We start from the raw sequence: 14,339 nt of genomic DNA on the forward strand, positions 1-14,339 counted from the left end.
TACATATTTCTTGATCTCATAAAATCAGGAAAAACGTGCATAAGTTTTTTCTTCATAAAAAAACGGTCCTTGTGACCGGTTTTTTATGCACTGCAGGAAATTCCGTTTTTCAATCGTCCAACTGCGGCAGTTGCAGGATGAACGTGGAGCCTTTGCCTTGTTCACTTTCACAAACGATGCGCCCGCCATGCCGTTCTACCACGGCTTTGACCATGCTCAGGCCAAGCCCAAGACCGTCACTGCCCTGGGCGGAATCGAAACGCCGGTATTGACTGAACAGCTCCGGTAAATCCTTAGGTGCAATCCCCGGCCCCTGGTCGCTGATACGGCATTCCAACCAACCTTGTGCGCTGGCATGCCTCAGTCTGACGGTAGTACCGGATGGGGAATATTTGATCGCGTTCTCCAGCACATTGAACAACGCCCGCGTGAGCAGTGATTGGTCGGCGTAGACCATGGCCTCATCGGCCTCATCCAGATCGTGGACCAGATGAATGCCCTTGAGCTGCGCAATCACCGCTACCTGATCAAAGGCATCCATCACCAGCATGGCGAACAGGGTCGGTTGGAACTGATACCCGTCAGCCTCGGCCTTGGCCAATTGCACAAAGGATTCGGTAAGGCTCAAGGCCCGGCGGACCTGCTGCTCGATCTGGGCAAAAACCGGCGATTCGCCGTTATGCACATCCAGCAAGGCAAGGATCGCCGAATGCGGTGCGCGCAAATCATGGGAAAGGAAACGCAACATGGTCTCGCGGTGCTGCTGGGCTTCGCGCTCTTTGCTCAGATCAGTCAGGCTGAGCAACCAGCCGAGGGCAAAATCACCTTCGGCAGGAAGCAAAGGAGCAAGCTCCATGCGCAGACTGCGTTGGTGGATGTCGCGGAACTCCACCAGTTCCAGTGCTGACAGGGCAGGGCGTACGCCGTTATGCAACGGGGGATAACCCAATTCGGCGAGTTGTTCGACGAGGTTTTCGCCCACCAGGTCATTGCCGAATACGTCACGGGCCACACGGTTGGCCAACAGAATATTACCCTGGGGGTCGGTGATCAGCGTCGCGACCGGCAGACATTCGAGTCCGTCAGCCATAAAGCGCCGTGTATCTCGCGTGCGGCTGACGGCTTGCTCAAGGGCAAAGATCCGTCCCTGCAGTACATCGCCCTTACTGGCAGGCGCACGGCGACGCTCAGGAAGCACCTTCGGTTCGTTATCCAGGCGGGCCAATTCCCAGCCAAAGTAGGCGAGGATCACGCTCAAGCGTCGCCAGTTCCAGATCAGATAACTGAGCAACAAACCAATCAGGCAGGCCGCTGGGGACCACCAATGTCCCAAGCGCAACAACGCCCAAGACCCCAGCAACGCGGCGGCCATGCCTGCCAAGGTCATCCATAGGGCGTAACGTGGGCGATAAAGCAAAAGACCCAACAGCAGCGTTACCAATGATGTTGCCAACAGCGCTGCCTGCCATCCGGGCAAGTCGACAATGCTGCGGCCCTGCAATAAGCCATTGAGCACGTCGGCTTGGATCTCCACACCCGCCGTAGTACCAACGGTGGAGGAGAGCGGCGTCACGAAACGATCGGCCATTCCGTAGGCTGTGGCACCTATCAGAATCAAGCGGCCACGCAGCGACTCTGGAGGTACTTCACCGCGTAATACGCTGACATAGGAGACACTGGGAAAGTGCTCGGCCTCGGAGGTGAACGGAACACGAATCTCATGCTCCTGGTGCCATCGCACATTGCTGGGCGCTTGAGACAATCCAGGCATGGTCGGGGCTTGCCCACTCAGCGTGAATGCCAGCCAGGCCAATTGCTCAAGCGTACTTCCGGGGGGGCCTTCACGCAGATACACACTGCGCACCACGCCGTCGTTATCCGCCTCGACGTTGATATGCCCGACACCTTTGGCGCATTTGAGCAATGGCGATAACGGCTCTTGCGGCGAGCTCGGGCTCCCGCTGCTATCACCGATGATAGGCAGCAATACATTTCCGGCTTTACACACGGCATCAGCCAATCGCCGGCCATCGGCGTCCTCGCCGGACTCACTGAAAATGACATCAAACAAAATGGCTGCAGGCTGGGCGGCACTCAGGCGTCCAATCAGGTCGGCATGCACGTTGCGCGGCCAAGGCCATGGGCCGAGTGCTTCAAGGCTGTGGGCGTCAATGGTCACCAGCAGGATCCGTGGATCTACCGGCAAAGGCGCCAGCCGACGCAAGCTATCGTAGAGCCGGTTATTGAGGGCCAGGCCTGGGCTCAAGGACAAGTACACGGTGAAGGGCAGCAGTACCAAGCCGATCAGCAGCCATTCCCGCACCAGCCCATGGAACAACAGTTGTGCTCGGGTAGGTTGGCGTTTCTCGGCTTTGCGCCATAGTTTCACAGGGCTACCGCCGCACTTATACAAAAGCGAAGATGGTTTGCAGGTAAAGCTGCCATAGGCCCAGGCTCCCTCTCAGGTGGTTACGATGAAGCGCATACAATGCTCTGAAACCAGTGAAGCTTATTTCGGTCTCATCGGAGGGCTTTGTATAGGCCCGCCAAACAGACGTACCAGGGAGGCTATCGGCATCGCGGCTTTTCCTTATACACAGGAGCCGGTATCTTTCCATTGAGCATCAAGAGTGCGTCAAGTTAACAGCCCTTTGATATCAGCGTATCGAGAGATTCCCGAAGCGTAGAATCCGTCCATAATTATTCAGATTCAGAGGCCGGCATTTGCACAGCAGTGCCTCCCATTCAAGCGCTTGTATTTTTGTAGGAAGGACCCACCCATGCGTGTCGCAATATTGGATGACGAGCCCGCCGAATTGAGACGGGTGGAACAGACACTGCGACAGATCCCCAGCCAAGCGGAACAGCCCTGGTCCCTGCATTTCTTCGAGCGCGGTGAGGACATGTTGCGCCAACTGCGCCGGGAAACCTTTGACCTGCTGATACTCGATTGGCAACTGCCGGATATCTCGGGGATCGCACTGTTACGCTGGACCCGCGAACATATGGAATCCCCTCCCGCTGTCATCATGCTCACCAGTCGTGATGCGGAGAGCGATATCGTCACAGCGTTAAATAGCGGCGCGGACGATTACGTCAGCAAGCCCTTTCGACCTAATGAACTCAAAGCCCGAGTCAGTGCTGTCTTGCGGCGCCATGGCCTGCAGAAGTCGGCTACTCAGGAAGTGCAGAGCTTCAACGATCTGACATTCGACGACGCTGAATTGACCGTCACCCGCGCAGGCAAACCTATCAACCTGACGGAACGGGAATACCGCCTTGCCAGTTGCCTGTTCGCCAATTTGGCCCGACCGCTGTCTCGCGAGTACCTGTATGAGCGATTCTGGAGCCACGAAGAAATGGTTTCTTCGCGGCCTTTGGATACGCACATCTACCGTCTGCGCAATAAGCTGGGGCTGACGGCGGATCGCGGATGGCAGCTGTTGACGATTTATGGATACGGGTATCGGTTGGAGAGTGTGGCAACGAACTCCCAAAGTTAAATTTCGTGATGTTCCACGTGGAGCATTTTCAGAATGCACCCAATAAAAAAGGCCAACGCTAGCGTTGGCCTTTTTGGTTTTAGCCGATTTGCCTGATCAGAAGTCCAGGTTAGACACCGCCAAAGCATTGCTCTCGATGAAGTCACGGCGAGGCTCGACCGCATCACCCATCAGGGTGTTGAAGATCTGGTCTGCGCCAATGGCGTCTTCGATGGTCACGCGCAGCATGCGACGCTGAGCTGGGTCCATGGTGGTTTCCCACAGCTGGTCCGGGTTCATCTCGCCCAGACCTTTGTATCGCTGAATGGTATGGCGCTTGGTGCTTTCAGCCATCAACCAGTCCAATGCTTCCTTGAACTCCTTGACTGCCTTCTTACGCTCACCACGTTGAATATAAGCACCGTCGTCCAGCAGCGTGCTCAGTTGCGCACCGAGGGTAACTACCGTCTTGTAATCGTTGCTACCGAAGAAGTCGCGGTTGAAGGTGACGTAGTTCGATAAGCCGTGGGAGATCAGTTCGACCTCTGGCAGCCAGACGTTACGTTCACGGTCTTCGCGCAGACTGGCTTTGTACACCAGGCCAGACTTCTCGACGGTACGCAGGCGCACTTCGTACTGGGCCAGCCAATCCTGCATGTGTGCATGGTCACCCAACTGTTCCAGGCTCACGGAAGGCAGGTAGATGAAGTGCTCGGTCAACTCCTGAGGGTACAGGCGCGACAAACGCTTGAGCGTCTTCATTACCATGCGGAAGTCGTTGACCAGGCGCTCAAGCGCCTCACCGGAGATGCCCGGGGCTTCGTCGTTCAGGTGCAGGCTGGCATCTTCCAGGGCCGACTGCGTCATGTATTCTTCCATGGCGTCGTCGTCTTTGATGTATTGCTCTTGCTTGCCTTTCTTCACTTTGTACAAAGGAGGCTGGGCGATGTAGATATAGCCACGCTCGATCAGCTCTGGCAGCTGACGGAAGAAGAACGTCAGCAGCAGGGTACGAATGTGCGAACCGTCGACGTCAGCATCGGTCATGATGATGATGTTGTGGTAACGCAGCTTGTCAATGTTGTACTCATCACGGCCAATACCGCAGCCGAGTGCAGTGATCAAGGTGCCGACTTCCTGGGAGGAAATCATCTTGTCGAAGCGAGCCTTCTCGACGTTGAGGATCTTACCCTTCAACGGCAGGATGGCCTGGGTGCGACGGTTGCGACCCTGCTTGGCGGAACCGCCAGCAGAGTCACCTTCCACCAGGTACAGTTCGGAGAGGGCAGGGTCCTTCTCCTGGCAGTCAGCCAGTTTGCCTGGCAAGCCGGCGATATCCAACGCGCCTTTACGACGGGTCATCTCACGGGCTTTACGTGCGGCTTCACGGGCACGGGCAGCATCGATCATCTTGCCAACGACCAGCTTGGCTTCGTTCGGGTTTTCCAACAGGAAGTCGGAGAAGTACTTGCCCATTTCCTGTTCAACAGCGGTCTTCACTTCGGAAGACACCAGCTTGTCTTTGGTCTGGGAACTGAACTTCGGATCCGGCACCTTGACCGAGATGATCGCGGTCAAACCTTCACGGGCGTCGTCACCGGTGGTGGCGACTTTATGCTTCTTCGCCAGGCCTTCCGCTTCAATGTAGGTGTTCAGGTTACGCGTCAGCGCAGAACGGAAACCCACCAAGTGAGTACCGCCATCGCGCTGCGGGATGTTGTTGGTGAAGCACAACAGGTTTTCGTTGAAACTGTCGTTCCACTGCAAGGCGATTTCCACGCCAATGCCATCTTCACGCTGTATGTTGAAGTGGAACACCTGGTTGACCGCAGTCTTGTTGGTGTTCAGGTATTCAACGAATGCACGCAGGCCGCCTTCGTACTTGAACAGTTCTTCCTTGCCGCTGCGTTCATCCTTGAGGACGATACCGACACCGGAGTTGAGGAAGGACAGTTCACGAATCCGCTTGGCCAGGATGTCCCAGCTGAAGTGGATGTTCTTGAAGGTTTCAGCCGATGGCTTGAAGTGGATCTGGGTGCCAGTGGTTTCACTGTCGCCAACGATTTTCATCGGCTCCTGTGGCACACCGTGGACGTAGGTCTGTTCCCAGATCTTGCCGCTGCGGCGAACGGTGAGAATCAACTCTTCGGACAGCGCGTTCACTACCGACACACCTACACCGTGCAAACCACCGGATACTTTATAGGAGTTGTCGTCGAACTTACCGCCAGCGTGGAGCACGGTCATGATGACCTCTGCCGCCGAAACGCCTTCTTCTTTGTGTACGTCTACCGGGATGCCACGACCGTTGTCACGCACGGTAATAGACTCATCCGGGTGGATGATAATGCTGATGTCGTCGCAGTGACCGGCCAGAGCTTCGTCGATGGAGTTATCGACCACCTCGAACACCATGTGGTGCAGACCGCTACCATCATCGGTGTCGCCAATGTACATACCGGGACGTTTGCGTACGGCATCCAAACCTTTCAGCACTTTAATGCTGGTCGAGTCGTACGTGTTTTCTTCGCTCATGCCTTCACTCCCGATGGTCGTGGGTCTGGGTGATACGGCCTTGTTCCACGTGGAACAAAGCGACTGGCGTTTCCGTCTGCCAGCCTTCCCTCAATAATTCGTGGTCTACACAGGTGATAAACACCTGGCAGCGTAAGTCTTCCAACAAGCGGCATAGCGAACGGCGGTGCTGCTCGTCGAGTTCCGACGGCAGGTCATCCACCAGATAAATACACTGGCCGCGACGGGCCTGGCTAACCAGATGCCCCTGCGCGATACGCAATGCACAGACCACCAATTTCTGCTGGCCGCGGGACAAGATATCCGCAGCATTGTGTGCGCCTAATCTAAGACGCAAGTCAGCGCGTTGGGGTCCGGCCTGGGTGTGGCCAATTTGCTGATCCCGCTGCAAAGAGGTGGCGAGCACTGCGCTCAGCTCGCGTTCTTTGTCCCAGCCGCGGTAGTAACTCAGCGTCAGCCCCTCGAGATCCAACAACTCGCTCAAGGTCTGCTCAAAGACTGGTTTCAAGGCTTTGATATAGGCGCGACGGTACTCATCTATTTCATCACTGGCCAGGCACAGCTCCCGGTCCCAGGCTGCTTGCGAAGCGGCGTCAAGTGTACCATGCCGCAGCCATGAGTTCCGCTGCCGCAGGGCCTTCTGCAGGCGTTGCCAGGTGGCCATAAAGCGTGGTTCCACGTGGAACACGCCCCAATCGAGGAATTGCCGCCGAATTTTCGGTGCGCCTTCCAACAATCGGAAACTGTCTGGGTTGATTAGCTGCAATGGCAATATTTCCGCCAATTGCGCTGCGCTGCGAGCATTTTGCCCGTCAATTCGGATTTGAAACTCACCGCCACGATCACGGGATATCCCCAGGCTGCTATGACCGCCCTCAGCCAGTTCAACTTGGCCAAACACTGTGCAAGCCAATTGTTCGTATTGAATTACGGGTAGCAGGCGGGCACTGCGGAAAGAACGAGCAAGCCCCAACAAATGGATCGCTTCCAGCACGCTGGTTTTGCCACTGCCGTTGGCGCCATGGAGGATATTGATGCGAGGGGAAGGGGAGAAAGTCACCGGGTGCAGATTGCGCACCGCGGTGACCGAGACGCGACTGAGGGACATCTAGCTTCTGCTGAGCATGGTTAAAGGCGCATCGGCATGACAACGTAAGCCGAGTCGTCGTTGTCGGATTCTTGCACCAGGGCGCTGCTGTTGGAGTCAGACAGAATCAGGCGAACCTGTTCAGTCGTCATCACCCCCAGTACGTCCAACAAGTAGCTCACGTTGAAGCCGATTTCCAGTGAACCGCCGTTGTAGTCGACGCCGACTTCTTCTTCCGCCTCTTCCTGTTCCGGGTTGTTGGCCTGGATTTTCAATTGGCCGTTGGCCAGTTGCAGGCGAATACCGCGGTACTTTTCGTTCGATAGAATGGCAGTACGGCTGAACGCCTCACGCAGCGCCTGGCGATCACCGATTACCAGCTTGTCACCACCTTTAGGCAACACGCGTTCGTAATCCGGGAACTTGCCGTCAACCAGCTTGGAAGTGAAGGTGAACTCGCCAGTGGTTGCGCGGATGTGATGCTGCCCCAACACGATGCTTACGTTGCCGTCCGGCTCGGTGAGCAGGCGGGCCAATTCGAGGATACCTTTGCGCGGCACGATCACCTGGTGGCGATCCGGCTGGCCGATATCGGCGCGCATCGAGCACATTGCCAGGCGGTGGCCATCAGTGGCCACGGCACGGATGATGCCTTCCGACACTTCCAGCAGCATGCCGTTGAGGTAGTAACGCACGTCCTGCTGGGCCATGGCGAAGCTGGTGCGCTCGATCAAGCGACGCAGCTTGCTCTGCTCCAGGCTGCAGGTCAGCGAGCCCGGGCCTTCTTCCACGGTAGGGAAATCATTGGCCGGCAAGGTCGACAGGGTAAAACGGCTGCGGCCAGCCTTGACCACCAGCTTTTGCTCATCGACCTTGATATCAATCAGCGCGTCGTTCGGCAGGCTTTTGCAGATATCCATCAGCTTGCGCGCCGGTACGGTGATCTCGCCGGGTTCGGCGGGCTCTTCGAGCTGTACGCGACCCACCAGCTCGACTTCCAGATCGGTACCGGTCAAGGACAACTGCTGGCCTTCGACTACCAGTAATACGTTGGAAAGCACCGGCAAGGTCTGTCGGCGCTCGACGACGCCTGCGACCAGTTGCAGGGGTTTCAACAGGGCTTCGCGTTGAATGGTGAAATGCATGGTCTAGTCCCTTGCCTTAATAAGCTGCGCTGGTGTCATCACGTAGTCAGTGTACGCAGCAGGTTCTTGTAGTCCTCGCGAATATCCGCGTCGGATTCCTTAAGTTCGTTGATCTTGCGGCATGCGTGCAGGACCGTGGTGTGGTCGCGTCCGCCAAATACATCACCGATTTCCGGCAGGCTGTGGTTAGTCAACTCCTTGGAGAGAGCCATGGCTACCTGACGGGGGCGCGCAACCGAGCGCGACCGACGCTTGGACAGCAGGTCGGAAATCTTGATCTTGTAGTACTCGGCCACGGTGCGCTGGATGTTATCCACACTCACCAGTTTGTCCTGCAAGGCCAACAAGTCTTTCAGGGATTCGCGAATCAACTCGATGGTGATATCGCGGCCCATGAAGTGCGAGTGAGCGATGACCCGCTTGAGCGCACCCTCCAGCTCACGCACGTTGGAACGAATACGTTGGGCAATGAAGAACGCGGCGTCGTGGGGCAGGTCGACTTTGGCCTGGTCGGCCTTCTTCATCAGGATCGCGACGCGGGTTTCCAGCTCCGGCGGTTCCACCGCAACGGTCAGGCCCCAACCGAAGCGCGACTTCAAGCGTTCCTCAAGGCCTTCGATTTCCTTCGGGTAACGGTCACTTGTCAAGATGACCTGCTGGCCACCTTCAAGCAGGGCGTTGAAGGTATGGAAAAACTCCTCCTGGGAGCGTTCCTTGCGCGCGAAAAACTGAATGTCATCGATCAGCAAGGCGTCAACGGAACGGTAGAAGCGCTTGAATTCGTTGATTGCATTGAGCTGCAAGGCCTTGACCATGTCCGCCACGAAACGCTCCGAGTGCAGATACACGACCTTGGCATTCGGGTTCTTCTTTAACAGGTGGTTACCCACGGCGTGCATCAAGTGCGTCTTACCCAAGCCAACGCCCCCATAAAGGAAGAGCGGGTTGTACCCGTGCTTGGGATTATCGGCGACCTGCCAGGCGGCCGCCCGAGCCAGCTGGTTCGACTTACCTTCGACGAAGTTTTCAAAGGTGAAGGTGCGGTTCAGGTAGCTGGTGTGCTTGAGCGCACCTTCAACCTGAACAGTGCGCTGTTCGGCGCGGATCGGCGCCTGCTGAGAGCTGGCACCCGCCATCGGGTCGAAGCTGTCACGGGATGGCTCTTCATTCTCTGGCGCATTTTTTTGCGCTGAAGATTTGGAAGGCGTCGCCGCAGGCACCGGGGAAGCGGCAACCGGCGCCGCTGCGGCCTGGGCTTGCGACGCCGCGGCAGCCAAAGGCGCATTCGGCGCGGCCCGTGGTACCGAGCTACGTTTGCTGCCTATTAATAAGGAGAGCACGGGTGCGAGGCCGTTGCCATGTTCATCGAGCAATTCGAGAACGCGGCTCAGGTACTTCTCGTTGACCCAGTCGAGAACAAAACGATTGGGTGCGTAGACACGCAACTCGTCGCCTTCGGCTTCGACCTGTAGCGGACGGATCCAGGTGTTGAATTGCTGGGCAGGCAGCTCATCGCGCAAAAGCTCCACGCACTGCTGCCAAAGTTCCACTGACACGGATATCCCCTAAGTTGAAAGCCGGTGAGGCAAAAACAGCCGCCATTGTAGCGGCCAGCCGCCCACTTATCCACATGTAGGTTGCTCACAGCCCAGCCAAAATCAACGTCTTAACTGCAAAAAAGGCGACCAATGGTCTGTGCATAAGCTCTGTGGATAAGCCACCCTGAGCTCGTTGTACAAGTGGGGTCGAAACTCTGTGGGTAACTGGCCTGTGGATAACAACCCATTCCACGCACAGCTTATCCGACAGCGCAGCACAGGCAGAGCACCGCTTCTCCCCCGTGTTGTCATTCTCTGTACATCACGTAGAACAAGGGCTAAAGGTAGTTATCCACAGAAGATCGCGGCCCTAGCTTTTATAAGCTTTACAGAAAAGCTTTAAATAACTTCCTTCTTTATTTTTATATCTAACGCAAGGCTGATGGAAGCCGGACGACCCGAAGTGCGTCGTGACGCCACGAAGAACTAATTAAAGGAAAAGCTGGTTGGAAATTGACCTAGAGGCTTGCTTTCTCTAGAATCGCCGGTCTCTTAAAACGGGGGCCATTCCGGCCCGTTGTGGACGAACCAGGTAACAACGCCATGAAACGTACTTTCCAACCAAGCACCATCAAACGCGCCCGTACTCACGGCTTCCGTGCTCGCATGGCTACCAAGAACGGCCGTGCTGTCCTGTCGCGTCGCCGCGCCAAAGGTCGTGCGCGTCTGGCAGTTTGATAATCCGGTACTGGTGGTGAGTCAGGACTTCAGTCGGGAAAAGCGTCTGCTAACCCCCCGGCATTTCAAGGCAGTCTTTGACTCCCCCACCGGCAAGGTTCCGGGGAAAAATCTCCTGCTCCTTGCGCGTAACAACGATCTTGATCACCCTCGTCTCGGGTTGGTGATCGGCAAGAAGAGCGTAAAGCTCTCCGTTGAGCGCAATCGCCTCAAGCGTCTGATGCGCGAATCGTTTCGCCTCCACCAGGACACTCTGGTTGGTTGGGATATTGTTATCGTCGCGCGCAAAGGCTTGGGTGATGTAGAAAACCCCGAATTGATTCAGCATTTCGGCAAGCTCTGGAAACGTTTGGCGCGTACCAACAAGCCAACACCAGCAGTCAGCACCGAAACTGTAGGGGTAGACAGTCTTGATGCGTAAACTGGCAATCGTTCCGATCCAGTTTTATCGCTATGCCATTAGTCCCCTGATGGCCAGCCACTGTCGTTTCTACCCCAGCTGTTCCTGCTACGCGTTAGAAGCCATAGAAAATCATGGTCTTCTGCGCGGTGGCTGGCTGACCTTTCGTCGTTTAGGTCGCTGTCATCCGTGGAATCCCGGTGGTTATGACCCGGTTCCACCTATCCCTACCTCCCGTTCTTCTTCGATGGCCGAGTAATCATGGATATTAAACGCACGATCCTGATCGTCGCCCTGGCAATCGTGTCCTACGTCATGGTTCTTAAGTGGAACCAGGACTACGGCCAGGCTGCCCTGCCGACTCAGAATGTTGCTACCAATCAGGCCGCGCCGGCTATTCCGGACGCCCCGCTGGGTAATAATAATGCGTCCGCGAGTGCCGATGTTCCCAGCGCGAATGGCGAGACCAGCGCCCCTTTAGAAACGCCAGTGGTCACCAATAAAGACCTCATCCACGTGAAAACGGATGTGCTCGACCTGGCCATCGACCCGCAAGGTGGTGATATCGCGCAGTTGAAACTGCCGCTGTATCCACGTCGCCAAGACCATCCGGATGTTCCGTTCCAACTGTTTGATAACGGTGGCGAGCGTGTTTATCTGGCACAAAGTGGCCTGACCGGCACCAACGGTCCGGATGCACGTGCTACCGGTCGTCCGGTTTATTCGACCGAACAGAAGACTTATCAACTGGCTGACGGCCAGAACCAGTTGAACGTCGACCTGAAATTCAGCCTCGACGGCGTCAACTACATCAAGCGTTTCAGCTTTACCCGTGGTTTGTACGACTTGAAGGTCACTTACCTGATCGACAACGAAAGCGACAAGCCTTGGAGTGGCAACCTGTTTGCCCAGCTCAAGCGTGATGGCAGCTCCGATCCTTCTTCCAGCACTGCCACCGGCACCGCGACTTACCTGGGCGCAGCCCTGTGGACAAGTGGTGAGCCGTACAAAAAAGTGTCGATGAAAGATATCGACAAGGGTTCGCTGAAAGAAGCCGTGCAAGGCGGCTGGGTTGCCTGGTTGCAACACTACTTCGTGACCGCCTGGATCCCGAACAAGGGTGAAGCCAACCTGGTTCAGACCCGTAAAGACAGCCAAGGCAACTACATCATTGGTTTTACTGGCCCGGCGTTGAACGTCGCTCCGGGTGCCAAGGCTGAAACCAGCGCTACACTGTACGCCGGCCCGAAAAGCCAGGCCGTCCTGAAAGAGTTATCCCCAGGCCTGGAACTGACTGTCGATTACGGCATTCTGTGGTTCATTGCCCAGCCGATCTTCTGGTTGCTGCAACATATCCACAGCATCGTCGGTAACTGGGGTTGGTCGATCATCTTCCTGACCATGCTGATCAAGGGGATCTTCTTCCCTCTGTCGGCTGCCAGCTACAAATCGATGGCGCGTATGCGTGCCGTGGCCCCGAAACTGGCCGCATTGAAAGAACAACATGGTGACGACCGGCAGAAAATGTCGCAGGCCATGATGGAGCTGTACAAGAAAGAGAAGATCAACCCGCTGGGTGGATGCTTGCCGATTCTGGTGCAGATGCCGGTATTCCTGTCGCTGTATTGGGTACTCCTGGAAAGCGTGGAAATGCGCCAGGCGCCGTTCATGCTGTGGATAACTGACCTGTCGATCAAAGACCCGTTCTTTATCCTGCCGATCATCATGGGCGCGACCATGTTCATCCAGCAGCGTCTGAACCCAACCCCGCCGGATCCGATGCAGGCCAAGGTAATGAAAATGATGCCAATCATCTTCACCTTCTTCTTCCTGTGGTTCCCAGCCGGTTTGGTACTGTACTGGGTGGTCAACAACGTGTTGTCGATCTCTCAACAGTGGTACATCACACGTAAAATCGAAGCGGCTACCAAAAAAGCCGAGGCGTAATTTACTCTGTGGGTAACCACTCAAGACGCCCCCTAGTGGGGCGTTTTGCTTTCCGTCACTTTTGTTCTGGAACCTGCTGATGAGTGCTCCCCGTGAAACCATCGCTGCTGTGGCTACCGCTCAAGGTCGAGGCGGTGTGGGTATCGTTCGAATTTCCGGGCCGCTTGCGGGTGTAGCAGCCAAGGCTATCAATGGCCGAGAGCTGAAACCCCGCTATGCCCATTACGGCCAGTTCCTGGATGCCGACCAAAGCGTATTGGATGAAGGGCTGGCTATCTACTTCCCTGGGCCGAACTCCTTCACCGGAGAAGACGTTCTGGAGTTACAGGGCCATGGCGGCCCTGTCGTGCTGGATATGCTCTTGCAGCGTTGCCTGCAACTGGGTTGCCGCTTGGCGCGACCTGGGGAGTTCAGCGAACGCGCGTTTTTGAACGATAAGCTCGACCTCGCCCAGGCCGAAGCGATCGCCGATTTGATCGAAGCCAGTTCTGCCCAGGCTGCGCGCAATGCATTACGCTCGTTACAGGGAGCTTTTTCCCTGCGTGTGCATAACTTGACCGAGCAACTGATCAGTCTGCGTATTTACGTCGAAGCGGCAATTGATTTTCCGGAAGAAGAAATCGACTTCCTCGCGGATGGCCACGTCCTAGCCATGTTGGATAAAGTCCGCGAGGAATTATCCACAGTGTTGCGTGAAGCCGGGCAGGGCGCGCTGTTGCGCGATGGTATGACAGTGGTGATTGCCGGCCGGCCCAATGCCGGTAAATCCAGCCTGCTCAATGCCTTGGCAGGACGCGAGGCGGCGATTGTCACCGAGATTGCCGGCACTACCCGGGATATCCTGCGCGAACATATCCACATCGACGGCATGCCGCTGCACGTGGTCGACACCGCCGGCTTACGCGACACCGATGACCAGGTGGAAAAAATCGGCGTGGAGCGTGCGCTCAAGGCTATCAGCGAAGCAGATCGGGTGTTGCTGGTCGTTGATGCCACAGCACCGGAAGCTGTGGATCCTTTTGCACTGTGGCCTGAATTCCTCGAGCAACGCCCGGACCCGGCCAAAGTCACTTTGATTCGTAACAAGGCCGACCTGACAGGTGAAGCAATCGCCCTTGAAACCAGTGAGGACGGGCATGTCACGATCAGCTTGAGCGCCAAATCGGCAGGTGAGGGCCTGGAATTGCTGCGTGAGCACCTCAAGGCCTGCATGGGCTACGAACAGACCTCGGAAAGCAGCTTCAGTGCACGCCGCAGGCATTTGGAGGCGTTGCGCCATGCGAGCGCGGCGTTGGAACACGGTCGTGCGCAGCTGACCCTAGCGGGGGCGGGAGAGCTGCTGGCAGAGGATCTGCGTCAGGCGCAGCAGCTCTTGGGGGAAATCACCGGCGCATTCAGCTCCGATGATTTATTGGGGCGGATCTTTTCCAGTTTCTGTATCGGCAAATAGCCTGGTTATCCACAGGC

The 14,339-nt window shown here is 56.4% G+C and carries 11 protein-coding genes; 6 read left to right on the forward strand and 5 right to left on the reverse strand.

What is annotated here, in order from left to right; genetic code table 11:
- Window positions 1-109: 109 nt before the first annotated feature.
- Entirely contained in the window at window positions 110-2,389 is a 2,280-nt protein-coding gene (locus tag QZR30_RS04145) for a CHASE2 domain-containing protein (RefSeq protein ID WP_311902959.1), read from the reverse strand.
- 391 nt (window positions 2,390-2,780) lie between these two features.
- Here QZR30_RS04145 and QZR30_RS04150 point away from each other — a divergent pair, with 391 nt between their 5' ends.
- Window positions 2,781-3,503: a response regulator transcription factor gene (locus QZR30_RS04150; RefSeq protein ID WP_311902960.1), complete on the forward strand. Its 723-nt coding sequence runs from the start codon at window positions 2,781-2,783 to the stop codon at window positions 3,501-3,503.
- A gap of 96 nt (window positions 3,504-3,599) precedes the next feature.
- On the opposite strand, the gene gyrB is transcribed toward QZR30_RS04150, so the two are convergent.
- The 4 genes from gyrB to dnaA are packed head-to-tail and all read right to left on the reverse strand — an operon-like array spanning window position 3,600 to window position 9,805.
- On the reverse strand, window positions 3,600-6,017 hold the full coding sequence (gyrB, locus tag QZR30_RS04155) for a DNA topoisomerase (ATP-hydrolyzing) subunit B (protein ID WP_046070218.1): 2,418 nt from the start codon (window positions 6,015-6,017) through the stop codon (window positions 3,600-3,602).
- Window positions 6,018-6,021: 4 nt separating this feature from the next.
- Complete coding sequence (gene recF, locus QZR30_RS04160) at window positions 6,022-7,125, reverse strand: DNA replication/repair protein RecF (protein WP_003187251.1); 1,104 nt, start codon at window positions 7,123-7,125, stop codon at window positions 6,022-6,024.
- 20 nt (window positions 7,126-7,145) lie between these two features.
- Window positions 7,146-8,249: a DNA polymerase III subunit beta gene (dnaN, locus tag QZR30_RS04165; protein WP_005783345.1), complete on the reverse strand. Its 1,104-nt coding sequence runs from the start codon at window positions 8,247-8,249 to the stop codon at window positions 7,146-7,148.
- 38 nt (window positions 8,250-8,287) lie between these two features.
- Window positions 8,288-9,805: a chromosomal replication initiator protein DnaA gene (gene dnaA, locus QZR30_RS04170; RefSeq protein ID WP_046070216.1), complete on the reverse strand. Its 1,518-nt coding sequence runs from the start codon at window positions 9,803-9,805 to the stop codon at window positions 8,288-8,290.
- Between the two features lie 585 nt (window positions 9,806-10,390).
- Between dnaA and rpmH the strand changes: the two genes are divergently transcribed.
- The 5 genes from rpmH (at window position 10,391) to mnmE (ending at window position 14,322) form a co-directional block, all read left to right on the forward strand.
- Entirely contained in the window at window positions 10,391-10,525 is a 135-nt protein-coding gene (gene rpmH / locus QZR30_RS04175) for a 50S ribosomal protein L34 (protein WP_003213577.1), read from the forward strand.
- A 16-nt stretch (window positions 10,526-10,541) separates the two neighbouring features.
- Window positions 10,542-10,946 carry a ribonuclease P protein component gene (gene rnpA, locus QZR30_RS04180; protein WP_200909404.1) on the forward strand — a complete coding sequence of 135 codons (405 nt, stop codon included), beginning with the start codon at window positions 10,542-10,544 and terminating at the stop codon, window positions 10,944-10,946.
- The gene (gene yidD / locus QZR30_RS04185; RefSeq protein WP_019816912.1) at window positions 10,939-11,184 is read left to right on the forward strand and encodes a membrane protein insertion efficiency factor YidD; all 246 of its coding nucleotides are present in this window, start codon (window positions 10,939-10,941) and stop codon (window positions 11,182-11,184) included. The genes rnpA and yidD overlap by 8 nt, the downstream gene beginning before the upstream one ends.
- Before the next feature lie 2 nt (window positions 11,185-11,186).
- Window positions 11,187-12,872 (forward strand): membrane protein insertase YidC, encoded by a 1,686-nt coding sequence (yidC, locus tag QZR30_RS04190; protein WP_311902961.1) that lies wholly within the window; start codon window positions 11,187-11,189, stop codon window positions 12,870-12,872.
- 79 nt (window positions 12,873-12,951) lie between these two features.
- Window positions 12,952-14,322 (forward strand): tRNA uridine-5-carboxymethylaminomethyl(34) synthesis GTPase MnmE, encoded by a 1,371-nt coding sequence (gene mnmE, locus QZR30_RS04195; RefSeq protein ID WP_046070215.1) that lies wholly within the window; start codon window positions 12,952-12,954, stop codon window positions 14,320-14,322.
- The last annotated feature ends 17 nt before the right edge of the window (window positions 14,323-14,339 follow it).

The organism is Pseudomonas sp. rhizo25 (assembly GCF_031931935.1).
GTDB lineage: Bacteria > Pseudomonadota > Gammaproteobacteria > Pseudomonadales > Pseudomonadaceae > Aquipseudomonas > Aquipseudomonas synxantha.

Bases quoted from the DNA above. Each gene is read 5' to 3' on its own strand.
- mnmE (WP_046070215.1), top strand. From the start codon at position 12,952: ATGAGTGCTCCCCGTGAAACCATCGCTGCTGTGGCTACCGCTCAAGGT.
- gyrB (WP_046070218.1), bottom strand. From the start codon at position 6,017: ATGAGCGAAGAAAACACGTACGACTCGACCAGCATTAAAGTGCTGAAA.
- yidC (WP_311902961.1), top strand. From the start codon at position 11,187: ATGGATATTAAACGCACGATCCTGATCGTCGCCCTGGCAATCGTGTCC.
- rpmH (WP_003213577.1), top strand. From the start codon at position 10,391: ATGAAACGTACTTTCCAACCAAGCACCATCAAACGCGCCCGTACTCAC.
- recF (WP_003187251.1), bottom strand. From the start codon at position 7,125: ATGTCCCTCAGTCGCGTCTCGGTCACCGCGGTGCGCAATCTGCACCCG.
- yidD (WP_019816912.1), top strand. From the start codon at position 10,939: ATGCGTAAACTGGCAATCGTTCCGATCCAGTTTTATCGCTATGCCATT.
- QZR30_RS04150 (WP_311902960.1), top strand. From the start codon at position 2,781: ATGCGTGTCGCAATATTGGATGACGAGCCCGCCGAATTGAGACGGGTG.
- dnaN (WP_005783345.1), bottom strand. From the start codon at position 8,249: ATGCATTTCACCATTCAACGCGAAGCCCTGTTGAAACCCCTGCAACTG.